Source organism: Corynebacterium lujinxingii, from assembly GCF_014490555.1.
GTDB classification, from domain to species: Bacteria; Actinomycetota; Actinomycetes; order Mycobacteriales; family Mycobacteriaceae; genus Corynebacterium; species Corynebacterium lujinxingii.
Genome location: NZ_CP061032.1, coordinates 2,189,114 through 2,210,603, shown reverse-complemented (window position 1 = coordinate 2,210,603; position 21,490 = coordinate 2,189,114). Strand labels below are relative to the sequence as shown.

Below are 21,490 nucleotides of genomic sequence, written 5' to 3'. Positions count from 1 at the left end.
GTGGGAAGGCGTGGATACCAAGCAGCCGAACATCGTCGCCCACCGCGGATTTTCCGGACGCTACCCGGAACTGACGCGCCGGGCGTTTGAGGAAGCGCTGAATCTTCCCATCCACGGCATCGAGTGCGACGTGCGACTCACCCGCGACGGACGCGTCGTGGTCTTCCACGACGGTAACGTGCTGCGCACCACCGGATCCGTCGGCCAAGTGGACCTGATGGACTACTGCGACCTGTGCGAACTCAACGCGGGCACCGAAGACGACCCGCAGCAGATCATGCTCCTCGAGGAACTGCTGGAACTCATGCAGGACTACCCCGACAAGCACATCTACATCGAGACCAAACACCCCACCCTGCACGGTCCCGAGGTCGACGAGCAGACCTTGCGGGTGCTCAAGTACGCGCGTCTCGACGACTCCGAGAACATCCACCTCGCCTCCTTCTCCCACAAAGCGGTGCGCTATTTCACCCATATGGCGCCCGAGTTGGAGACGTTCTACCTGTTCCGGCTCTGGGAGCGGCGGTGGAACAAGAAAAACTGGATATTCTCCCGCCCCTACGGTGTCGGCCCTGCGCTGTCGCACTTGCAGTCGCGCCAGGAGCTGCTGGGCTACCGCGGGTTGAAGACCTACACGTGGACCGTGAACACCCCGCGCGAGATGCTCTGGTGCGCCGACAACGGCGTGGACGTGATGGTGACCGACCTGCCGGATCTCGCGCTGCAGGTCTTCGGGGAGTAACTCTGCCCCGCCGGTACGATTGCGTCCATGGTGCAACGCAAGCCGAAGAAAAAGAAGAACCGCGAGAACCTGCCTGAGGGGATGTCCCGCCGCGAGGCGAAGCTCGCCGCCCGTGCGAAGGAGCGCGAGCAGTTCCAGAAGGACCCCCGCCCGTTCGGTGGCCTGGCGGCTGAGGCCGACCTGGTCGCGATGCAGGAGTTCGTCCCGTCTGCCACGACTCAGGTGGATATCAAGGGCACGCCGGTCAACATCGTGACCGTCCTGCCGGGCGCCGGTGCCGCGCTGGTGCGCGAGGAGGACCAGGGTGGCGAGCGCTTCGTCGCACTGCAGGTGACCAACCATTCCCAAAACCCGGGCCGCGACCTCGCCTACGCCATCAATTGGGTGCTGTCTGCGCAGCCGGGCGAGACGTTGCAGTCCACCGTCGCCGACGGATCCCAGCCGGAGCTCACCTCGCTTATCGACGACACCTTCACCCCCGACATCACCACCCACCAGGACTTTTCCTGGTGGTTCCCGGAGGGTGTGACCGTGCCGCCGCAAATCCAGCAGGCGCTGCGCCAGGCCAACGACGCCGTCCTGCCGTCCGAGAAGATCGGCGCCGACCTGCCGGGCGCAATCTGGTGGGTGAACCCGGGCGGCGGCAAGGCGCACATCCGCTGGGTGCGCACCGAGAACAACGAGGCGCAGATGCTTGCCGCGCTGGCACGCATCGCCGCACGCGGTGAACTGCACCTCGGCGAGGGCACGAAGTTCGCCGGCGCCTTCCGCACCCACGGCCTGGTCGTGCCGGTGTTCGACCTCGACCCGGCCGTGGCCGCCGACACCTACGAGGCGGCGCTTGCCGACCTGGACAAGAAGATCACCGCCGAGTACGCCAACGACGCGGCGCTTACTGCCGACGAGCGCAAGCAGCTCGACAACATCAAGTCCCGTCAGGTGACGATTTAACAGGCTTTATTGAGCATACTTTTGCCATTTCGGCAAATTCTTCCTCTGCGTCCTCTAGGTTTTCTATTACCTGTTAGGTAATCGACAGGAAACCGCAGCACACTTACATAAGGAGGGCGCCATGGAAGGGTTCATCGACACCCTCAATGGCCTCATTTGGTCGAACTGGCTGGTGTACCTGTGCCTCGGCGCCGGTGCGTACTTCACTCTGGCCACATTGTTTTTGCAGATCCGATGCTTCCCCGACATGATCCGGCAGTTACGGTCCGGTGAGTCGTCGGAGGAGGGCATCTCCTCGTTCCAGTCCCTGATGATCTCCCTGGCTGGTCGCGTCGGTGTGGGCAACATCGCCGGCGTGGCCACCGCTATCGCCTTCGGTGGCCCGGGTGCAGTGTTCTGGATGTGGCTCGTGGCGTTACTCGGCTCCGCGACCTCGTTCATCGAGTGCTGCCTCGCCCAGATCTACAAAGAGACCGACCGCGACACCGGCGAGTACCGCGGCGGGCCCGCCTACTACATCGAAAAGACCTACAAGCACACCAAGGCCGCCCCGTTCATGGTGGTCTACGCGGTCATCTTCGCGGTGTGCATGCTGCTGGCAACCTCGTACTTCCTGCCGGGCATCCAGTCCAACGGTGTCGCCGCCGCGGTGGAAAACGCTTGGGGCATCAACGTGTGGATCTCCGCGTCCATCATGGCCGTGCTGCTCGCCTTCATCATTATTGGCGGCGTGAAGCGCATCGCCAACTTCGCGTCCATGGTCGTGCCGTTCATGGCCGGCATCTACATCATCATCGCGATCGTGGTGCTGTTCGCTAACGCCTCGCAGATCCCGGAGGTCTTCGGCACCATCTTCCGCACTGCCTTTGATAAAGAAGCAGCGTTCTCCGGCATGCTCGGCGCCGCCATCATGTGGGGTGTTAAGCGCGGCATCTACTCCAACGAGGCCGGCCAGGGCACCGGCCCGCAGTCCGCGGCCGCAGCTGAGGTTTCCCACCCGGCGAAGCAGGGCTTCGTCCAGGCGTTCGCCGTGTACATCGACACCCTGTTCGTCTGCTCCGCGACGGCGTTCATCATCATCTCCACCGACATGTACAAGGTCTTCGAGGGCCAGTCGGAAGACGGTGCGGTGATCTACGACGGTTCGCTTCCCGACGGCGTCCCCGTCGGACCCGGATTCGTCCAGGAAGGCCTGAACTCTTTCGCCGCCGGTCTCGGCCCGTCGTTCATCGCCCTGGCCATTATGTTCTTCGCCTTCACCACCGTGTTGGCGTACTACTACATGGCCGAGACGAATTTCGTCTACCTCAACCGCTGGGTGAAAAACGAGACCGCCCGCAAGGCCCTGATCTGGTTCCTGCGAGTGCTGATCATCGCCGCCGTGTTCATCGGCGCGACGACGACGCCGGGTAACGCTTGGGCGCTCGGCGACATCGGTGTTGGCGCCACCGCGTGGCTCAACATCGTGGCGATCATCTTCCTGCAAGGCCCCGCGCTGAAGTGCCTGTGGGACTACCGCCGCCAGAAGAAGGCCGGCATCGACCCGCACTTCGACCCGGAAGCACTCGGGATCAAGAACGCCGACTTCTGGGTTGAGCGCAAAGAAGAGCTCATCGCCGCCGGCAAGTGGCCGGGCGTCGAAGGCAAGGTGGTCACCGGGGCTGGTACCGGCTCGACTGTGGTGAAGTAACCTGTCTCGCCGACAAGTTCCTAGATGTAGAGAACGTGGCCCGGAAAATGGACAAAAACGCGCATTTTTCCGGGTCGCATTCTCTACATCTGTGTTGGGGAGGCGTTGGACGCGCCGGGGACGCGCGCAGCGCCCCCAACGCCCCTACCGCAGCGAGTCGAACAGCGCCTCGGCGCCGGCGTCGTCCCAAAGCACGACGTTGCCCACCTCCGTGTCGGCGAAGCCACTGATCGGCACTGTCTCCGCCTCAAGCCCGCTGCGCAGGGCAAACGCGATGCGGGCGAGGTTCCACACGTGGTCGCCGGAGCCTACGGTCAACAGAGTCGGCGCGACCCACAGCAGCCGCCCGACGCGGAACGGGTTCAACAGCACCGCGGGCGAGAACACGCGCGTGACCAGCGCGCCGAGGAACTCGCGCTGCCGGCCTACGCGGTCCAAGTCGCCCTGCGCGGTGGCGCGGGTGCGCACGTATCCCAGCGCGGTGGCGCCGTCCATCTCCTGGCAGCCGGGCTGGAGGTTGATGTTGGCCAGGGGGTCGTCGATAGGCTCGGCGACGCAGATCTCCACGCCCCCGGCCGCATCAACGACGCCGGCGAGCCCGCCCATGCCGATTTCCGCGTAGCGGTCGACGCGCAGCCCGGTGTTCTGCTCGACCGTCTGCACGAGAAGTTCCGGCCCGCCGATGGCAAACGCGGCGTTGATCTTGTCGTAGCCGTACCCGGGCACCGGCACGTACGAGTCGCGCGGGATGGACACCAGCGTCGCTTTCCCGCGCAGCGGCAGGTGCAGCAGCATGATCGTGTCGGTGCGCGTGGTGCCGATGTCGCCGCCGGTGCCAAGGCGCTCGACGTCCTTTTCACTCAGCCCCGTGCGCGAGTCCGAGCCGACGAGCAGCCAGTTGGTGCCGGCGGTGCCTGCAATTTGTTCGTCGGGAAGCGCGTTGATGCGGCTCAGACGCGCGTCGGTGATGAATACGGATGCGATCGCGAGCACCACGATCAGCGCGAGGATGGTTCCGCAGCCGGGGCGTTTTGCTTGACGACGAGCCCGTGGCCGCTTCTCACGCCTCTTCGACACCTGCACCGGCATCGGCTGTTCCTCGCGCGCGGGCTGGGCCTGCCGCGGGTGTTGCGGGGTGCGCGGCGGGTGTTGCGGGGCGCGCCGGGGCTGGTACTCAGCTGGTCGCGGCTCGAACACGGTGTGGCCGGGCTCCACGCGACGCGGGGCCGGGCTTTCAGCAGGGCGCTCGGAGGGGCGCTGCGCGGGGCGGCGGCGGATGGGCCGGCCGTAGCGGTCGACGAGGGGTTTTCCGTCTTTGCCCAGGACGAACTCACCCGCGTTGTCGCGGGGGTCGTTGGAGTGGGGCGTGGGTGACATGCGGACAGTGTAACCAGTGTGACGCGAGTGTTTAGATTCCAAGCCACGACAGGTCGAGTAGTGGGTAGGCGACAAACGCGACGGCGTCGATGAGGAAGTGGCCGATCACCAACGGCCAGACGCGGCCCGTTTTGTGGAAATACCAGGCGAAGATCACGCCCATCACCATGTTGCCTAACCCGGCGGATACGCCCTGGTAGAGGTGGTACGACCCGCGCAGCGTGGCAGAGGCGACGATGAACTGCCACGGCTGCCAGCCCAGCTGCCGCAGGCGGGTGACCAGGTACATCACCACGACGACCTCCTCGCCGAAGCCGTTGGCCAGCGACCACAGCAGGGAGGTCGGGATTTGCACGGCGTCAGTCGTCGGCACGACCACCTTCGACAGACCCAGGTGCACCGCGACGACGTAGAAGGCAAGGCCCGGCAGGCCGATCAGCGCCGCGAAGCCGGCGCCGCGGGCGAGGTCGGGGAGGCGTGGCCAGTGCCAGCGCTCGTCGAGAAGCATCCATGCGAGGCCGCCCCACGCGAACAAGGTCAGTGCCGAGCAGGCCTGGAGCGCGAGGTCGAGCCACGGGATGGTGGAGGCGGTGTCGACGATGGTGGTGTGCTGCTCGTTGAGTGGGGCTTTGAGGAGGGAATCGACAAGCCGAAGCGCCGCGCGCAGGCCCGAGGTGCCGAACGTGACGGCGAGGACCAGCAAGATCTCTATTTTCAGGCGCCGTTGCATGCGGTAACTTTAGCGCCATGCACAGCACACGCATTGCGTACCTCGGCCCCGCCGGCACCTTCACCGAGGAAGCCGCCCGGCGCTTCCGACTGGACGGCGAGTACGTGCCCGTCGACTCGCCGGCGGCGGCGCTGGAGGCCGTGGCGCAGGGCGAAGCGGATTGGGCGGTGTGCGCTATCGAAAACTCCGTCGATGGGGCGGTGACCTCGACAGCCGACGCGCTCGCGGGCACGCCGGGCACGCAGATCTACGGCGAGACGGAACTCGCGATCGCGTTCGCGATGATGACCCGGCCGGGCGAATCGCTTGCCGACGCCCACCGCCTCGCCACCCACCCAGTAGCCGAACGACAGGTCAAGCAGTGGATCGCCGACAACGCGCCGGGTGTGGCGTTCCTGCCGGCGTCGTCGAACGCGGCTGCGGCGAAGATGGTCGCAGACGGTGCCGCCGACCTGGCCGCCGCACCCGAGCGCGCTGCCGACCTGTTCGGTTTGCAGGTGCACGCCCGCGGGGTGGCGGATTCGGAGACGGCGCGGACACGGTTCGTGCTCGTCGGCAAGCAAGGCGAGACGCCCGCGGCGACCGGAAACGACCGCACAGCGCTCGTGTTCCAGACCCCGAATCAGCCGGGTGCGCTGGTCGGCGTGCTGCAGGAATTCGCGAAGCGCGACGTAGACATGTCGCGCATCGAGTCGCGGCCGACGAAGAAAGAACCCAACACCTACATCTTCTTCGTCGACCTCGTCGGGCACATTACCGACGAGCCCGTTGCCGAGGCGGTGCGTGCGGTGGGGGAGAAGGTGTCGTCGCTACGCATCTTGGGCTCCTGGCCGCGCGCCTAACCCCAGCCGAGGGCGTGGAGCTCGTGTTCCTCCAGCCCGAAATAGTGGCCCACCTCGTGCAGCACGGTGACTTTCACCTCGTGGCGCAGGTGGTCCTCGTCCACGCTGATCGCCTCGAGCGCGTTTTTGTAAATGAATACCGCGTCTGGCAAAAACCCGGTGTGGTTCGAATGCTGCTCCGGTAGCGGCACGCCCTCGAACAGGCCGAGCAACGTCGGGTTATCAGGGTTGTAGTCGCGCGCCAGGATCACCATGTTGTGCATGTGCTGGGCGAAACTGTCCGGGATGGTGTCGAGGGCGTCGTTGATCATCTCCTCGAACGCCTCGTCGCTGACCGGCAGCATCAGTACTGCACCGGATCTGCCGGGGCCAGCGCGGGATCAGCCGCCGGATCGGCTGCCGGGGCCTGGGCCGGGTCGTCCACCTCCGGGTTCGGGGCGACCGGGGCTGTGGACTGGCCCGCCTTCTGCTCGGAGCGCAGGGGGCGGCGGTCGGGGCGCTCGGGCGGCGGGGCGTCGTCGATACGCAAGTGCTCCCGACCTTCGGTCGCGGAGCCGGTGAGGTTGGCGAAATTGCCCTCCGGGCGCGAGAACATCAACGCGCAGTTCACGCTGCGGGAGCCGCCCTCCCACGACGCCGGGGACTGCGTGGTCCAGAACGGGCGCAGCGCGATGCGGTAGAGCTGCTCCTCGCCGCCCAAGTAATCCTGCGCGGCCTGCGTGCACACGTCCTGGAGGTATTTGTCCTGGTCAGCCACGGACGGCGAACGGTCCGCGAAGTGCTCCGCGAGGTTGACCTGGCTGGTGATCTCCAACTGGTGCGGGTCCGCGCACTTCACCGCAGTCAGGGTGTTGGAGGCGTCGATGGCCACGCACTGGCCGGCCTCGAACACGCGCGCCTGATCGGAGTCCGCCACCTTGCCGGAGGTGAGCACCGGCTCGCCGGCGCGGTCCGTTTCTTGCAGGCCGCACAGCATCGTGCGGTCACCGTTTTCCCACGCGTCAGCCGGCGGGAGAATCGGCGCGATGGAATAGCGGCCGGCCGGGTCGTACTTGCCGTCGAGGTAGCGCAACGTGGCCGCCCCACAGAGCTCCTCGCGCAACTGCGCCTGGCGCGTCTGGTTCGGCATCGGCGCCTCCGGGCCGAACTCGGAGGTGGGGTAGGTGGCCAGGTCCTCACGCAGGGACACCTCGAAGCGGTGCTCGCCCGCGCAGTCGGCCTGCTCGAAATTGGAGATCGACCCGTCCTGGCCAACCTGCCATGTCAAGCACGATCCGGCGTCGGCGGTGGTGAACGAGGTGGCGGCCTCCATCGTGGCCGGGGCCGTCGTCGATGTGCCCTCAGCGTGCGTGTCGTCGCTCGCGGTGTCGGCGGTCAGCCCGTAGGCGCCCGCGCCCACCGTGCCCGCAAGGGTGGCGATGAGGAAGGCGCGCAGCGCGGTCTGTTTCGAAGCCATGGCGACCTATTATTCCACTTCGCGCGCGACCCGTGTAGTCAGCCGGTAGCGGTCCGTGCGGTAGACGGAGGAGCAAAACTCCACGTTGTTCCCGCCGCTGCGGGCGTAGCGCACGATGTGCAGCAGGGCGGTGTCCGGCGTGACGTCGAGTAGCGGGGCATTATCTGGGCCTGCGGTGACGGCGGTGACGGTCTGCTCCGCCTCGGTGATGCCTAGCTCGTATTCGTTTTCCAGCAGGGTGTACACGGAGTGGTAGACGTCGTTTTCCAGCAGGTCCGGCACGAGCAGGGAGTTGTACCAGGCGTCGTCCACGGCGTACGGTTCGCCGTCGCCAAGCCGCAGGCGGCGCAGACGAATGTGCTCGGTTGTCGGCGGGGTACCGAAAAACGCGGTGACCTCGTCCGGCGGGGTGGTGCGCTCCGCGAGCAGGATCCGCGAGCCCGCCTTCACGCGTTGGGCGCGCATCTCGTCGGAAAAACTCGCCAGGTGCAGGCGGCTGACCAGCGGGGCGGGTGCGACGAAGGTGCCCTTGCCGCGCACCCTGCGCAGGCGCCCGGCGGCGACGAGGTCCCCGATCGCGCGGCGCACCGTGATGCGCGAGACCCCGTATTTTTCCTCCAGCGCGCGCTCGCCGGGCAGGGGGTCGCCTGGGACGAGCTCGGTGGAGATGAGCTCTTCGAGGATCGACCGCAACTGCTCGTGCTTTGGCACGGGGCCATCTTGGATCCGGGACACCATAGCTCCACCATAGCGCACTGGTTATGACCGGACATCCGCCTGGGATGCCCGTGTCGGGCGACAAGGTAAGGTGTGCAATTGTGATTGATCTGAAGCGTGTGCGCGAAAACCCCGAGGCAGTCCGCGAGTCCCAGCGAGCTCGCGGTGAGGACCCTGCGCTTGTCGACGAACTCTTGGCCGCCGACGAAGCCCGCCGCTCCGCCATCCAGGCGGCCGACGAGCTGCGCGGCGAGCAGAAAGCCTTCGGCAAAAAGATCGGCCAGGCCGCGCCGGAGGACCGCCCGGCGCTGTTGGAGGGCTCCAACGAGTTGAAGGCGCGCGTGAAGGAGGCCGAGGCTGCCGAGGCTGCGGCCGCGGAGCGCGTCAACGAGCTGCAGTACTCCATCGCCAACATCATCGAAGGTGCCCCGGCTGGCGGCGAGGAAGACTTCGTCGTCCTCGAGCACGTCGGCGAGGTGCCCGAGTTCGACTTCGAGGTCAAAGACCATCTCGATCTGGGCGAGGCCCTGGGCATTATCGACATGAAGCGCGGCACCAAGGTCGGCGGCGCGCGCTTTTACTACCTCGTCGGCGACGGCGCCTGGATGCAGCTGGGCATGCTCATGCTCGCCGCGCAAAAGGCGCGCGAAGCAGGCTTTAAGGTCATGATCCCGCCGGTGCTGGTGCGCCCAGAGATCATGCAGGGCACCGGCTTCCTCGACGCCCACGACGAGGAGATCTACTACCTCGAGCGCGACGACATGTACCTCGTCGGCACGTCCGAGGTGGCGCTCGCTGGCTACCACCGCGATGAGATCATCGACTTGAACGACGGCCCGCTGCTCTACGCCGGCTGGTCCTCCTGCTTCCGCCGCGAGGCCGGCTCCTACGGCAAGGACACGAAGGGTATTTTGCGTGTCCACCAGTTCGACAAGCTGGAGATGTTTGTCTACTGCAAGCCGGAAGACGCCGAAGAGATGCACCAGAAGCTCCTCGGCCTCGAGCGCGACATGCTCGCCGCCGTCGAGGTGCCCTACCGCATCATCGACGTCGCCGCCGGCGACCTCGGCTCGTCGGCTGCCCGCAAGTACGACACCGAGGCGTGGGTGCCGTCGCAGGACACCTACCGCGAACTGACCTCCACCTCGAACTGCACCACGTTCCAGGCCCGCCGCCTGCAGACCCGCTACCGCGACAAGGACGGCAAGACCCAGACCGCCGCCACCTTGAACGGCACCCTGGCCACCACGCGCTGGCTGGTCGCCATCTTGGAGAACAATCAGCGGGCCGACGGCTCCGTGCGGGTGCCGGAGGCGCTGCGCCCGTGGGTGGGTAAGGATGTGCTGACTCCGTAATGGAATTGCGCGCCTACCGCGGGTTCAACGTTCCGCGCCTGTTCGTTGAAAGCCCCGTCAACCGTGACGAGGCGGTCGAGCGGTTCTACCAGGGGGTCGTCGGCACGCTGCGTCGCGTGATGCGGGCGGCGAAAATCGACATGACTGTCGTCGGCGCCGAGAACATCCCCGCGGAAGGCGGCGCGCTTATCGCCGGCAACCACACCGGCTACGCCGATTTCATCCTGCTGGGCACCGGCCCGTTCCTGCGCGGCGAGCGGCTCGTGCGGTTCATGGCGAAGGACTCGCTTTTCGACGTCCGCGGCCTCGGCTGGCTGCTGCGCAAGATGAAGCACGTGCCCGTCGACCGCGCCAAAGGCGGCGCCTCCATCGCGCCCGCCGTGGAGATGCTGCAGGAAGGCAACCTCATCGGCATCTTCCCCGAGGCGACCATCTCGCGCTCGTTCGAGTTGGCGGAGTTCAAAACGGGCGCGGCGCGCATCGCTAAGCAGGCCGGGGTGCCGCTCGTGCCGTGCGTGATCTGGGGCTCGCAGCGCATCTGGACGAAAGATCTGCCGAAACGCTTCTGGCGCGTGCCCGTGATCGTCCGCTACGGCGCCCCCATCGACCTCACCGGCGACGCGGAAGCGGACACCGCCGAACTCAAACGCCAGATGCAGGTGCTTCTCGACGACTCCCGCACCGAATACGCCGACCTCGCCGGCCCCGGTACTGGCGAGCCGTGGATGCCCGCGTCGCTGGGCGGCACCGCGCCGACCATCGAGCAGGCCGAGGAGATCTACGCCGAGGAGCGCGCCGCCCGCGACGCGAAGAAGAGGCGGAAGTAAATGGCCCTGCCACAGGATGCGCCCCGCCTCATCATCTCGGACATCGACGGCACCTTCATCACCTCCGCCAACCGCGTGACCCCGCGGCTTCGCGACACCATCACACGCGCCGTGTCCGCCGGCGCCCACTTCGGTCTGGCCACCGGCCGGCCCCACCGCTGGCTCATCCCGGTGCTTGAACAGCTCCCGCTCGCGCCCGTGTGCGTCTGCGCCAACGGCGCCGTGGTCTACGACCCGGCCACCGACACCGTGTTGCACGCCTTCGAACTCATGCCCGCCGAAATGGCCGAGGTGCTCACCGAAGTCGAACGTGCCCTCGCCGGCGTGCTTCACGGTTACGGCGTGGAACGAGTCGGCTCCTCCGCCCTCGACCCGGAGGACGAATGCTTCCTCATCACCCCGGAGTACAACCCGGATGCGTGGGATAGCCGGTTCGGTGTCGTCGACAAGCAAACGCTCATCAGCGAACCCGCCGCGAAACTGCTGGTCCGCTGCCCCGAAATGACGTCCGCCGAGATGTACGCGCTCATCGCACCGCGTATCGACGACACCGTCGCCCACGTCACCTACTCCATGGACGAAGGCTTGATCGAGCTCTCGCGGCCCGGCGTGAACAAGGCCGCCGGCGTGCAGTACCTCGCCGAACGCTACGGGGTGTCGGCTAACGAGGCGATCGCGTTCGGCGACATGCCCAACGACTTGGAACTGCTGCGCTGGGCCGGCACCGGCGTGGCCATGGGTAATGCCAAGCCAGTGCTTCACGACGCCGCCGACCACATCACGGCAACCAACGACGAATTCGGCGTCGCGGCGGTGCTGGAGACCTGGTACTAGGCGGCGTGAAGTTCTAGCTCAGCCAACCAGTCCCGGTAAGTGATGTCGAGCCGGTTCGGCAGTGCCTTCACCCCTGGGCTGTTGTCGATGGCGGTCTGCAGCTCCGCGATGAACTCGGGTGTCTTCGCGTTTCCCCAACCGACTCGCCTGACCACGGCGCCCTGGTTTTGGAGCTTGGTTTCGCGCTCGCGCTCGTCGCGAAGCATGCTCGCAGCATCGCCCATCACCCCGCCGGTTTTCTCCACCCCGTCGGCCTCCACGATGAGGAAGCCGTTAATCAGAATGTCCGCCCAGGCCACGGTGGGCCGGCCGTCGCGTTCGCGGATGCGGAAGCCGACCTGGAACTCGAGCGTGTGCACCCCGTGGAGCCGCCCGTCTGCGATCGCGCGAAGAATCGTGTCGCGCACGATCGTCTCCAGAGGGCTTGCCGACGTGTCCGCGGAGTACTCGATGAGCGCCCGGAACGCCTTGATGCCCCGCGCCTGCGTCAACGTGTTTGCCTTCTCCAGCAGGTAATCGGTGGTGAGGTGGCTGTGCTTGAAGCGCGCGGACTCGATCTGCACCAGCGCCTCCATGCGGCCGTGGTAGCGAAACGAATCGAACATCGCCCGGATGCCGGTGGCAGTGCGGATGCCGTTGTGGACGATGTGCTCGGCGTCGCGAAGAAGGCCACCGTGATATGCCCGTTTCGGATCCTTGTTTCCCCAGGTTCTCGAGTTTCCAGGTAAAGCCAGATCGACTTTTGTCACCCAGGTGTACGTGGAAAGGCCGAGCCAGCGGGCCGCTGCAGGGCCGGTGATGACTGCGGTTTTGCACTTGGACGCGACGTCTTGGATGAGCTCGAGCTCGGCTGCTCGTTTCTTCTGTAGATCCCCCATGGCTGCAATATCGCATGCTTCGTCCACTGTGTAAATAGTGCGGTTGCGCAATATATTGCGCATCGGTGGATCTGCTAGTGGCGGTGTCTGGTGAACTAGCAGATTAAGGTAGCCCGATCGCATTTCTGCAGGTGGTAATGATAACTATTTGCAATAGTAGGCCGATCTGCTAGTTCGATGAGAACGCAACTAGCAGATCCGGAAAGAGCAGCGCGAAGTCCGAGCCAGCAAAGTGGCCCCACCACCGTCCCCGTAGAATCGCGCGCATGGCTTTGATTGCGGCGATTGACCAGGGCACGACGTCGACACGCGTGTGCATCACACGCACCGACGGCAAGGTGATCGCCCAGGCTCAGTACGAGCACGCCCAGCACATGCCGCAAAAGGGCTGGGTGGAGCACGACCCGATGGAGATTTGGCGCAACACGCGCCGGGCGCTCGGCGAGGCGCTGGCCGACGAGGACATCTCGGAGCAGGACATCGACGCGCTCGGGGTGACCAACCAGCGCGAGACCGCCGTGATCTGGGATAAGAAGACGGGCAAGCCGATCTACAACGCGATCGTGTGGCAGGACACGCGCACGAACCACGACGGGGATCCGGCGAAGTACCTGCGCAAAACCGGCCTTCTCCACAACTCGTATCCGGCGGCGCCGAAGTGGGCGTGGATCCTGGATAACGTGCCCAATGCACGCGAGCGCGCGGAGAACGGCGAACTCCTGGGCGGCACGATGGACACCTGGCTTATCTGGAACCTCACCGGCGGCGCGAAGGACCGCGACAAGGCGCTGCATCTCACGGACGTGACCAACGCGTCGCGCACGTTGCTCATGGATTTGGAAACCCTGCAGTGGGACGAGCAGCTTTGCGACGACCTGCGCATCCCGCCCCAAATCCTCCCGGAGATCCGCCCGTCGGTGGGCAATTTTGGCAAGATCCGGCCCCGCGGCCCGTTGGCGGGTGTACCGATCACGGGTGTGCTTGGCGACCAGCAGGCGGCGCTGTTCGGCCAGGGCGGACTCCACGAGAACGACGCGAAGATGACGTACGGCACCGGCCTGTTCATGCTGCTGAACACGGGTGAGACGCCGAAGGTGAGCGACAACGGCCTGCTCACCACCGTCGCCTACCAGGTGCAGGGGCAGCCGCCGGTGTACGCGCAGGAGGGGTCGGTCGCCGTGGGTGGTTCGCTGATCCAGTGGCTGCGCGACCAGCTGGGGATCCTCACCACCGCCGCGGAGTCGGAAACGCTCGCGGCCCAGGTCGACGACAGCGGGGGAGTGGTGATCGTCCCGGCGTTTTCGGGGCTGTTCGCGCCGCGGTGGCGTCCGGATGCGCGGGGTGTGATTGTGGGGTTGACGCGCTTCGTCGATAAGCGGCACATCGCGAGAGCCGCCCTGGAGGCGACGTGTCTGCAGGCGCGCGAGGTGGTGTGCGCGATGGGCGGGGAGCCGACGGCGCTGAAGGTCGACGGGGGCATGACCACGAACGATCTGCTCATGCAGATGCAGGCGGACATCCTCGGCATCGACGTCGAGCGCCCGGCGAATACGGAAACCACGGTGATGGGGGCGGCGTCGGCGGCGGGTATGGGCATTTCGCTTATCGACGAACCCCTGTCCCTCGGCACCTGCACCACCTGGAAAAGCGATATGGCCGGCCCCGAAAGGGACCGGCTGGTTACCGCGTGGGAGGACGCGGTGTCGCGCAGTTTGGATCTTGTTTAGGCCTGAGCCTGCGAGGGCCTAGCTGGCCGAGATATCCACGGCGTTGGTGGACGGGTTGTAGGTGATGTAGCCGCCTTGGAAGTCGACGCGGACCACGTCGGCGCTCGGGTTGTACTGGCGGCTCACCGGCATGCCCAGCGGGCCGGCGTCGAGACCTTGCTGCAGCCAGGCCTCGGCAATCTTGCCGACGAGCGCGTAGATCTCGCCCTTGTCGTCCCGCACACCGACGCCGTTGGAGTACAAGGCGATCGCAGGTCCGGTCGGTCCGCCGACACCGGCGACGAGTTTGCCCAGCGTCGGCTCGAGCGAGGTCCATACGGCGGCGGCCTCGTGGGCGCCGAAGGCGTCGAGGGCCGGGCCGATGGCGGGACCGATCTTGCGGGCCAGTTCGCCGGCCTGGGCGAGGGTGAGGCCCTGGAAGACCTCCACGCCTTCGCGCTCGCTCACGCCCGGCAGCATGTCACGCGCAGCGAGTAGCAGCAGGACGGCACCGATGATGGAGCCGGCGGCGGTGGCGATGGCGACCGGGTCGCCGGAGCTCAAACCGGACAGCGTGTTGTCCTGGGTAGCCGGCGCGTTATTGCCTGCCGGGGACTGCGCGGTGGTGGTCACGGCGCTGTCGCCAAGTCCGGTGCGGTTGCCGGCGCGCAGGGTGCGGTACTTCGCGGCTGCGGTGGCGCGGATGGCCGGGAGCTTGGAGTACAGGTTGTCGCCCGGGCAGGTGTTGTAGTGGAAGTCGCGGTGGGCGTTGATGTTATTGAATAGCGCGCCTTGGCCCGCGGAGTACTTGGAGTCACGGAAGTTGCCTTCGGCGTAGTGATAGCTCGAGCCCATCGGGTCGAAACCGGCAACTGCTGCCTTCCAGCCGATGATCTCGCCCATCGCGCGCAGTGCCTCGGTGGTGGGCTGGGCCTCCTGGTAGTTCCCCAGCATGGACACGCCCCAGGTGTTCTGGTTGAACGAGCCGACGTGCGCGCCTTGCGGGCCGCGGTCCATGCCTCCGGCGTGGCCTTCGTAGATGTTGCCGTACTTATCCACGAGCGCGTGGTAGCCAATATCGCCCCAGCCCATCGTTTGCGCGTGGTAGTTCCAGATGCCGCGCACGATGCCCGGCGCCTGTGCCTCGGAGTAGTCGTTGGAGCCAGCGGTGTGGTGCACCGTCGCCGCGGTGGTCGGCTCCGCGTAGTACGGGCTGCTGCTGCGGCCGGCGCCCCACTGTGCGCGGGTGATCACCTTCGGCATGCCCCAGGTGTAGGAGTCAGCGACCGGGTTGATGCCGCCTTGGGTTTGGCCTTCGCCGCCGTCGAGGAAGACGGCCTGGAGGTCCTTGGCGGTGGTCGGTGCGCCGGAGTCGGTGCGGCCACCGTCGAGTAGGTCGACGCCGCCGGTGGAGACCTGCACGCGCTTGGTCTTGCCCACGAAGATCGGCTCGGTGCCGAACTTGTCGCTGCCCTTTGGCGGGTCGATTGGGTCCATTTCGAACCACTCGGACCAGGTACCGTCCGCCTTCTGGGAGCGGACGAAGGCTGCGACGTCGCGTTCGCCGGTCCAGGTCAGGCCGACGATGGAGAAGGTGCGGTCGTTGGTGAATTCCTTGACCACGCGGCGTACTTCGCCTTCTTCGCCGCCTTGGGTGCGGATGGCGGCGTCGTCGACAGTGATGTTGGCGCCGGAGTCGAAGGACTCGGAGGTGGTGTAGACGTCCGGTGCGCCCGCGCCTTGCGACTGGACGTTGAGGATGCGGTTGCCGCTGAAGCCTTGCGTAGCGACGAGGGCCACCACGAGCAGGACGGACACGACAACAGGCAGGAACGCGGCCCGGGTGGGTCGGGCCGTACCGCCTTGAAGACTACGGCGCTGTTGCACGGTAAAACTCCTGAAACTTTTGTGAAAAGAGTGGCAAATGTGACTGGAACGCAGTGTAGTGCAAGTTGAAGTCTCAAGAAAGACTTGAGGCTTTTGTGGCGTGTCGCGGCGTGTCGCGGCGCGGGGTCGTCGTCAAGCGTTGTGCGAAAATGGGCCACATGGCATACGACCTCATTGTTGTTGGATCTGGATTTTTCGGCCTCACGGTGGCCGAGCAAGCGGCGAGCGAGCTGGGCAAGCGCGTGCTCGTGGTGGAAAAGCGCAGCCACATCGGCGGCAACGCGTACTCGGAGCAGGAGCCGGAAACCGGCATTGAGGTGCACAGATACGGCGCGCACCTGTTCCACACCTCGAACGATCGGGTGTGGGAGTACGTCAACCGCTTCACCGACTTCACCGACTACCAGCACCGCGTCTTCGCGATGCATGACGGCACTGCCTACCAGTTCCCGATGGGGCTCGGCCTGATCAACCAGTTCTTCGGCCGCTACTACTCGCCGGACGAGGCGCGCGAACTTATCGAGCAGCAGCGCGAAGGCAAGGACCCGGCCGAGGCGACCAACCTGGAGGAGCGCGGCATCGCGCTGATCGGCAAGCCGCTCTACGAGGCGTTTGTCAAGCACTACACCGCCAAGCAGTGGCAGACTGACCCCACCGACCTGCCGCCGGAGATCATCTCGCGCCTGCCGGTGCGCTACACCTTTAACAACCGCTACTTCAACGACAAGTACGAGGGCCTGCCCGTCGACGGCTACGCCGCTTGGCTTGAGAAGATGGCCGCGCACGAACTTATCGACGTCCGCACCGACACCGACTGGTTCGCCGTCGCGGACTCTATCCGTGCCGAATCCCCGGACGCCCCCGTCGTGTACACCGGTCCGCTGGACCAGTACTTCGACTACGCCGAGGGCCGCCTGGGCTGGCGCACCCTCGACTTTGAGCAAGAGGTGCTGGACACCGGCGACTTCCAGGGCACCCCTGTGATGAACTACAACGACGCCGACGTCCCCTACACCCGCATCCACGAGTTCCGCCACTTCCACCCGGAGCGCACCTCGTACCCCTCTGATCGAACGGTCATTGTCAAGGAGTACTCCCGCTTCGCCGAGGGCGACGACGAGGTCTACTACCCAATCAACACCCCGGAAGATCGCGCGAAGCTCGAGGCTTATCGACGACGCGCGGCGGAAGAATCCGAACAGCACAACGTCCTCTTCGGCGGACGCCTGGGCACCTACCAGTACCTGGACATGCACATGGCGATCGCCGCGGCCCTGACCCTGTTCGACAACCAGCTGCGCCCGTTCTTCGAATCCGGCGCCGCCCTGTCGCAGCCCCGCGGCCACTAGCGGCGTGGCCGCCCCGCTTTTCGTCGGGGCGTGGCCGCCCCGCTTTTCGTCGATGACGATAGTCCGATGTCAATAGTCCCTGGTCAGAGCGTTTCGGCGGGCGGCGTCGCCGTAGCAAGCAAAACCGTCTGACCTGCAACTATCGTCATCGAGCTATGCCCATCTAGCTACCGACTTTGCTCGAGCGTCGTAAGATGCCCCGTCGTGGGAACATTCATCGCAATCATCGGACTACTGCTCGCCACCGTCTTCGTCGCCGCCATCGGTGAGCGCACCGGCCTGCCATGGCCGGCACTGCTGACCATCGTGGTGGCGCCGGTCATTTTCATCCCTGGGGTGGACACGGTCTCGATCCCGACGCACCTCATCCTGCCGATCTTCCTACCGCCGCTGCTGTGGTCGCTCGCCAGACGCACGAGTTGGGGGCAGATCGGCTCGCAGCTCAATGTCGTGGTCACGATGTCGGTGATCCTGGTGTTCCTCACCATCGCTGCGCTGACCGCCACCGCGATGTGGATGCTGCCGGGGTTGAGCCTGGCCACCGCGATGGTGCTTGCGGCGGCGATCGCCCCGCCGGACCCGGTGGCGGTGGACGCGGTGGCGGGCCCGGCCGGCATCCCGAAGCGCATCACTGGAACGCTGCAGACGGAGGGGCTGTTTAACGACGCCGCCTCCATCGTCACCTTCAACGTCGCCATGGCCGCGGCGGTCGCACATGGCGAGGTCGACTTTGGCAAGGGTGCGCTGCAGTTCCTCTATGCGGCGGTGGTGGCTGTGTTGGTGGGGTTAGTCGTCGGCAGGCTAGCCGCGGTGTTCGCCAACACGGTGCCGGATTCTGTCATCCGCACCGCGTTCACCTGGGTGCTGCCGTTCGCGATCTACGCCGGGTGCGAGGCGATCGAAGCCTCGGGCGTCATCGCGATCGTGATTGCCGCGGTGGAGATGTCATCACGCTCCGCCATGACTGCGGAAGATCGCCTGACCGGCCACTCGTTTTGGGAGACCGTCGAGCTGCTGTTCACCGGTGTCGCCTTCGGGCTGATCGGAATGAGCGTGCGCGATGCGATGGACACCGCCGGAACACACATCTGGCAGGCGGTGCAGGTTGGAGTGGTGCTCTCGCTCGTCGCGTTCGCCGTGCGTTTCGCCTGGATGTGGGTGCTCTGCAAGATGAACCAGCGCAAAGGCCGCGCGAACGTGTCGCCGCTGCGGATGCAGGAAGTCCTGCTCATGGCATGGGCTGGCATGCGCGGGCTGGTGACGCTGGCACTCGTGCTGGCAATCCCGGCGTCGGCAACCAGTTACCACCGCGAACTGTCCGTCATCGCGCTGACGGTGCTGACCTGCACGATGGTGATTCCGGGGCTGTTGCTGCCGTGGCTCGTCGATAAGCTTGACCTGCAGAACGGACCCGCCGGCGACAAGGACATCGAAGAGCTCAACCAGCGCGCTTTCGACGCCGCGCGCAAGGCGGTGCGTGAGCACGGCGAGGAGTACGCGCCCGAGGCCTACGCGATGATCCAGGAACGCCTCGACTCGATTGCCGAGCAGCGGCTGCAGGACCCGGAGGGCTCCGAAGAGCGCAAAGCCGCGTTCAACCGCGCCCGCGCAGGTGCCGCCCAACTGCAGACCGTCGCGCTGCGTGCGGCCAGCCGCGAGCTGCAGCAGGCGCGCCGGGAGCGCCAGTACAACCCCGCGGATGTGGACGCTGTGTTAGCCGACCTGGATAGGCTCATTCTCTCCCGCGAGCGCAACGCGTTGGCCGCGCCCAGCAGGATCTGGGAGCCGGAGCGCTAATCGACGATCGGAACCCGTTTTCAAAACGCCAAGCGAACCGCTTTCAAAACGCCAAGTTAGAACGTTTCAAAATGCCAAGCTGACTCCTTTAGCTGCTACTATGCGGTCGTATGGTGAACGGCTACATTCCGCGCTTGGCAGACGCAGAATTGGAACGAGCGCTTCGCAGGCAGGGCGGCGTACTCATTCAGGGGCCGAAAGGCTGCGGTAAGACTGAAACTGCGAAACAGCAATCTGCGAGCTTTCTTAACGTGGAGACAGATCCCGGCGTCACCCTCGCTATGAAAACTGATCCGCGGCTGCTGCTCGAGGGAACCACACCGCGGCTTATCGACGAATGGCAGCTGCAGCCGAGACTGTGGGATTTCGCTCGACACGCTATTGATGAGCGCCAGGCGAAAGGGCAGTTCATTTTCACCGGATCCACGGCTCCTGGGGCGGACGCAACTAGCCACTCGGGTGCGGGCCGGTTTGCGCGAATGACCATGTCGACGATGACCCTTTTTGAAACCGGGGAATCCGACGGGTCGGTGTCACTTGCCGCGACGGTTGCAGGCGACCCGTTGCCGTTTTCGGCACCAGCACTCACGCTGCCGAGACTTGTGGAACGCGTGTGTCGGGGTGGTCTTCCCTATAACGTTGGTCTCCCGCTTGAAGACGCATTGGAAAACGTCCGCGACTACGTACAAACCGTTGCGGACGTAGACATCCACACGGTTGGTGGAGTGAATCGTGATTCAGAGCGAGTACGGCGGGTGATCCGTTCGTTAGCTCGTGGTGTGGGCACCGAGCTGGAGCTGCAAACTATCGCGACCGATTCAGATACCTCGCGGGAGACAACCCGGGACTATCTCGATGCTCTTGCGAATATCTTCGTCTCTGTGGATCAGCCCGCATGGTTCACGCACCTGCGCTCCAAAGCGATGCTGAGGAAGGCACCGAAGCGCCATCTCGCTGACCCGTCCTTTGCTATGGCGGTATTGGATCGGGGACCGGAACACCTACTTCGGGATCCCGCCTACTTTGGCCAACTTTTCGAATCCCTGGTGGTGCACGAACTACGCGCGCTCACGGGCAGAACGGTGTACCACGCCCGTTTGAACACTAAGCTCAAGGTGGACGCCATCGCGAACGTCGGCGGCCGGGACGTGCTTGTCGAAGTGAAACTGGGCTACACCCCCGAGGTAATCGACCACGCAGCTGACACCCTCAAACGGTTCGCAGCCCAGCTAGAGGACGACCCGGCATTGGTGGTGATCACCTCCGGCGGTCCCGCACTTCGCCGCAACGACGGAGTCGCGGTGATCCCCATTGGGGCTCTGGGTCCGTAGCTAAATGCTAGTTTCGGAGGAGTGGCCCATCTGTGTGGCAGCAGTAGGAGCCTTTGCTGATCGGCAAGTCCAACACTTTTGTTAAGTTAGGCAATCCTATATAGTCCTTTCGGTGAGTTTCCGGCCCTTCCACGCAACAGTCGTTCGCAGCGAGCGCATCGCGCCGAATTTTCAACGTGTGACGTTCACTGGTGTCGACGCAATGGGCCCCGCTGTGCCCATCATGGATCTGCGGATCAAGCTCATCATCCCGTCGGCGGCAGGGCTTGTTGATTTGCCGGCCGAGGGGTGGTGGGACCTCTGGCGCGCCATGCCGGAACACACGCGCGGGCATCTCCGCACCTACTCCATTCGCGCCCTCCGGCGCAACGACGGTGACCCGGACGAACTCGATGTGGATTTCGTGCTGCACAGCCACAACGCTGGGCCGGCCTCCGCGTGGGCGGAAAGCGCGCTGCCCGGGCAGGCGCTGTGGATCATCGGGCCGACCCGCCATGACGCGTCCGGTGTCGGCATCGAATTCGCTCCCGGCGCTGCCGCGGCGGCTCGACTGTACGGCGATGAAACTGCTCTTCCGGCGATTTCCCGAGTGCTGGAGGACTGGCCCGAAGACCTCGCCGGTTCCGCTGACATTGAGGTGCCGGTGGGCAACAGCCTTCAAATCGATGCGCCTGCCCACGTTAATGTCCGCTGGCACTTCCGCACCGAGCCCGAAGTCGGGCATGGGGACACGCTCTACGCGCAGCTTAAACAGGACATTGAGCCGCTGCGGGGCCCAGTAGCTCCCACCACCGATGAGCCCGATAATGACGGTGAAGTACAGCGAGACAATGTCTGGGAAACCCCGACGTATTCGGGAAGCGGGGAACCCATCAACGGTGGGGCGGGCGCGTCCGGACACACCTACTACTGGATCGCCGGCAAGAACACTTCGGTGAAAGCGATGCGCCGTCTGTTGGTTAGGGAGGCGGGGTTGCCGCGCGAGCATGTCTCGTTCATGGGGTATTGGCGGTGACAGGCC

At 65.4% G+C, this 21,490-nt stretch carries 19 protein-coding genes; 12 read left to right on the top strand and 7 right to left on the bottom strand.

The features are described 5' to 3' along the window. Positions 1-10: 10 nt before the first annotated feature. The 3 genes from IAU68_RS10790 (at position 11) to IAU68_RS10780 (ending at position 3,383) form a co-directional block, all read left to right on the top strand. Positions 11-742 carry a glycerophosphodiester phosphodiesterase family protein gene (locus IAU68_RS10790; protein ID WP_231699033.1) on the top strand — a complete coding sequence of 244 codons (732 nt, stop codon included), beginning with the start codon at positions 11-13 and terminating at the stop codon, positions 740-742. Positions 743-769: 27 nt separating this feature from the next. After that, on the top strand, positions 770-1,693 hold the full coding sequence (locus IAU68_RS10785; RefSeq protein WP_171193882.1) for a DUF5926 family protein: 924 nt from the start codon (positions 770-772) through the stop codon (positions 1,691-1,693). 121 nt (positions 1,694-1,814) lie between these two features. After that, positions 1,815-3,383, top strand: a complete 1,569-nt coding sequence (locus tag IAU68_RS10780) for an alanine/glycine:cation symporter family protein (protein ID WP_171193881.1) — start codon at positions 1,815-1,817, stop codon at positions 3,381-3,383. Between the two features lie 144 nt (positions 3,384-3,527). Here IAU68_RS10780 and IAU68_RS10775 read toward each other — a convergent pair whose 3' ends face one another. Together IAU68_RS10775 and IAU68_RS10770 are read right to left on the bottom strand one after the other, a co-directional pair. Then, a complete protein-coding gene (locus IAU68_RS10775; protein WP_171193880.1) occupies positions 3,528-4,760 on the bottom strand; it encodes an LCP family glycopolymer transferase in 1,233 nt (410 codons plus the stop codon). A gap of 31 nt (positions 4,761-4,791) precedes the next feature. After that, on the bottom strand, positions 4,792-5,490 hold the full coding sequence (locus tag IAU68_RS10770) for a CPBP family intramembrane glutamic endopeptidase (RefSeq protein ID WP_171193879.1): 699 nt from the start codon (positions 5,488-5,490) through the stop codon (positions 4,792-4,794). Between the two features lie 17 nt (positions 5,491-5,507). Between IAU68_RS10770 and pheA the strand changes: the two genes are divergently transcribed. Continuing rightward, positions 5,508-6,332, top strand: a complete 825-nt coding sequence (gene pheA, locus IAU68_RS10765) for a prephenate dehydratase (protein WP_171193878.1) — start codon at positions 5,508-5,510, stop codon at positions 6,330-6,332. Here the strand turns inward: pheA and IAU68_RS10760 are convergent. Genes IAU68_RS10760 through IAU68_RS10750 form a run of 3 tightly spaced genes read right to left on the bottom strand, consistent with a single transcriptional unit; the run spans position 6,329 to position 8,526 of the window. After that, entirely contained in the window at positions 6,329-6,676 is a 348-nt protein-coding gene (locus IAU68_RS10760) for a metallopeptidase family protein (protein ID WP_171193877.1), read from the bottom strand. The genes pheA and IAU68_RS10760 overlap by 4 nt on opposite strands. Beyond that, complete coding sequence (locus IAU68_RS10755; RefSeq protein WP_171193876.1) at positions 6,676-7,788, bottom strand: septum formation family protein; 1,113 nt, start codon at positions 7,786-7,788, stop codon at positions 6,676-6,678. Before IAU68_RS10755 ends, IAU68_RS10760 begins: the two co-directional genes overlap by 1 nt. 9 nt (positions 7,789-7,797) lie before the next feature. Beyond that, positions 7,798-8,526, bottom strand: a complete 729-nt coding sequence (locus IAU68_RS10750; RefSeq protein ID WP_171193875.1) for a GntR family transcriptional regulator — start codon at positions 8,524-8,526, stop codon at positions 7,798-7,800. Between the two features lie 80 nt (positions 8,527-8,606). On the opposite strand from IAU68_RS10750, the gene serS reads away from it, so the two are divergent. Genes serS through IAU68_RS10735 form a run of 3 tightly spaced genes read left to right on the top strand, consistent with a single transcriptional unit; the run spans position 8,607 to position 11,521 of the window. Next, on the top strand, positions 8,607-9,860 hold the full coding sequence (gene serS / locus IAU68_RS10745) for a serine--tRNA ligase (RefSeq protein ID WP_171193874.1): 1,254 nt from the start codon (positions 8,607-8,609) through the stop codon (positions 9,858-9,860). After that, complete coding sequence (locus IAU68_RS10740; protein WP_171193873.1) at positions 9,860-10,687, top strand: lysophospholipid acyltransferase family protein; 828 nt, start codon at positions 9,860-9,862, stop codon at positions 10,685-10,687. Before serS ends, IAU68_RS10740 begins: the two co-directional genes overlap by 1 nt. Next, positions 10,688-11,521, top strand: coding sequence for an HAD family hydrolase (locus IAU68_RS10735; protein ID WP_171193872.1), 834 nt, complete (start codon positions 10,688-10,690; stop codon positions 11,519-11,521). On the opposite strand, the gene IAU68_RS10730 is transcribed toward IAU68_RS10735, so the two are convergent. Beyond that, entirely contained in the window at positions 11,518-12,399 is an 882-nt protein-coding gene (locus IAU68_RS10730; protein ID WP_171193871.1) for a hypothetical protein, read from the bottom strand. The two genes, IAU68_RS10735 and IAU68_RS10730, sit on opposite strands and share 4 nt — an antisense overlap. 266 nt (positions 12,400-12,665) lie before the next feature. Between IAU68_RS10730 and glpK the strand changes: the two genes are divergently transcribed. Further along, the gene (gene glpK / locus IAU68_RS10725; RefSeq protein ID WP_171193870.1) at positions 12,666-14,126 is read left to right on the top strand and encodes a glycerol kinase GlpK; all 1,461 of its coding nucleotides are present in this window, start codon (positions 12,666-12,668) and stop codon (positions 14,124-14,126) included. Between the two features lie 18 nt (positions 14,127-14,144). Here glpK and IAU68_RS10720 read toward each other — a convergent pair whose 3' ends face one another. Continuing rightward, the gene (locus IAU68_RS10720) at positions 14,145-15,992 is read right to left on the bottom strand and encodes an N-acetylmuramoyl-L-alanine amidase (protein WP_171193869.1); all 1,848 of its coding nucleotides are present in this window, start codon (positions 15,990-15,992) and stop codon (positions 14,145-14,147) included. 158 nt (positions 15,993-16,150) lie between these two features. On the opposite strand from IAU68_RS10720, the gene glf reads away from it, so the two are divergent. From glf to IAU68_RS10700, 4 genes are all read left to right on the top strand, one after another. Next, entirely contained in the window at positions 16,151-17,341 is a 1,191-nt protein-coding gene (glf, locus tag IAU68_RS10715; protein ID WP_171193868.1) for a UDP-galactopyranose mutase, read from the top strand. A gap of 204 nt (positions 17,342-17,545) precedes the next feature. Next, on the top strand, positions 17,546-19,138 hold the full coding sequence (locus IAU68_RS10710; RefSeq protein WP_171193867.1) for a cation:proton antiporter: 1,593 nt from the start codon (positions 17,546-17,548) through the stop codon (positions 19,136-19,138). A 110-nt stretch (positions 19,139-19,248) separates the two neighbouring features. Continuing rightward, positions 19,249-20,469, top strand: a complete 1,221-nt coding sequence (locus IAU68_RS10705; protein ID WP_171193866.1) for an ATP-binding protein — start codon at positions 19,249-19,251, stop codon at positions 20,467-20,469. A 112-nt stretch (positions 20,470-20,581) separates the two neighbouring features. After that, positions 20,582-21,484, top strand: a complete 903-nt coding sequence (locus IAU68_RS10700) for a siderophore-interacting protein (protein ID WP_171193865.1) — start codon at positions 20,582-20,584, stop codon at positions 21,482-21,484. The last annotated feature ends 6 nt before the right edge of the window (positions 21,485-21,490 follow it).

What these genes read in the sequence shown, in the direction of transcription:
- IAU68_RS10770 (WP_171193879.1), bottom strand. Translation starts at nt 5,490, where the DNA reads ATGCAACGGCGCCTGAAAATAGAGATCTTGCTGGTCCTCGCCGTCACG.
- IAU68_RS10760 (WP_171193877.1), bottom strand. Translation starts at nt 6,676, where the DNA reads ATGCTGCCGGTCAGCGACGAGGCGTTCGAGGAGATGATCAACGACGCC.
- IAU68_RS10775 (WP_171193880.1), bottom strand. Translation starts at nt 4,760, where the DNA reads ATGTCACCCACGCCCCACTCCAACGACCCCCGCGACAACGCGGGTGAG.
- glf (WP_171193868.1), top strand. Translation starts at nt 16,151, where the DNA reads ATGGCATACGACCTCATTGTTGTTGGATCTGGATTTTTCGGCCTCACG.
- IAU68_RS10755 (WP_171193876.1), bottom strand. Translation starts at nt 7,788, where the DNA reads ATGGCTTCGAAACAGACCGCGCTGCGCGCCTTCCTCATCGCCACCCTT.
- glpK (WP_171193870.1), top strand. Translation starts at nt 12,666, where the DNA reads ATGGCTTTGATTGCGGCGATTGACCAGGGCACGACGTCGACACGCGTG.
- IAU68_RS10750 (WP_171193875.1), bottom strand. Translation starts at nt 8,526, where the DNA reads ATGGTGTCCCGGATCCAAGATGGCCCCGTGCCAAAGCACGAGCAGTTG.
- IAU68_RS10785 (WP_171193882.1), top strand. Translation starts at nt 770, where the DNA reads ATGGTGCAACGCAAGCCGAAGAAAAAGAAGAACCGCGAGAACCTGCCT.
- pheA (WP_171193878.1), top strand. Translation starts at nt 5,508, where the DNA reads ATGCACAGCACACGCATTGCGTACCTCGGCCCCGCCGGCACCTTCACC.
- IAU68_RS10780 (WP_171193881.1), top strand. Translation starts at nt 1,815, where the DNA reads ATGGAAGGGTTCATCGACACCCTCAATGGCCTCATTTGGTCGAACTGG.
- IAU68_RS10730 (WP_171193871.1), bottom strand. Translation starts at nt 12,399, where the DNA reads ATGGGGGATCTACAGAAGAAACGAGCAGCCGAGCTCGAGCTCATCCAA.
- IAU68_RS10735 (WP_171193872.1), top strand. Translation starts at nt 10,688, where the DNA reads ATGGCCCTGCCACAGGATGCGCCCCGCCTCATCATCTCGGACATCGAC.
- IAU68_RS10705 (WP_171193866.1), top strand. Translation starts at nt 19,249, where the DNA reads ATGGTGAACGGCTACATTCCGCGCTTGGCAGACGCAGAATTGGAACGA.
- IAU68_RS10740 (WP_171193873.1), top strand. Translation starts at nt 9,860, where the DNA reads ATGGAATTGCGCGCCTACCGCGGGTTCAACGTTCCGCGCCTGTTCGTT.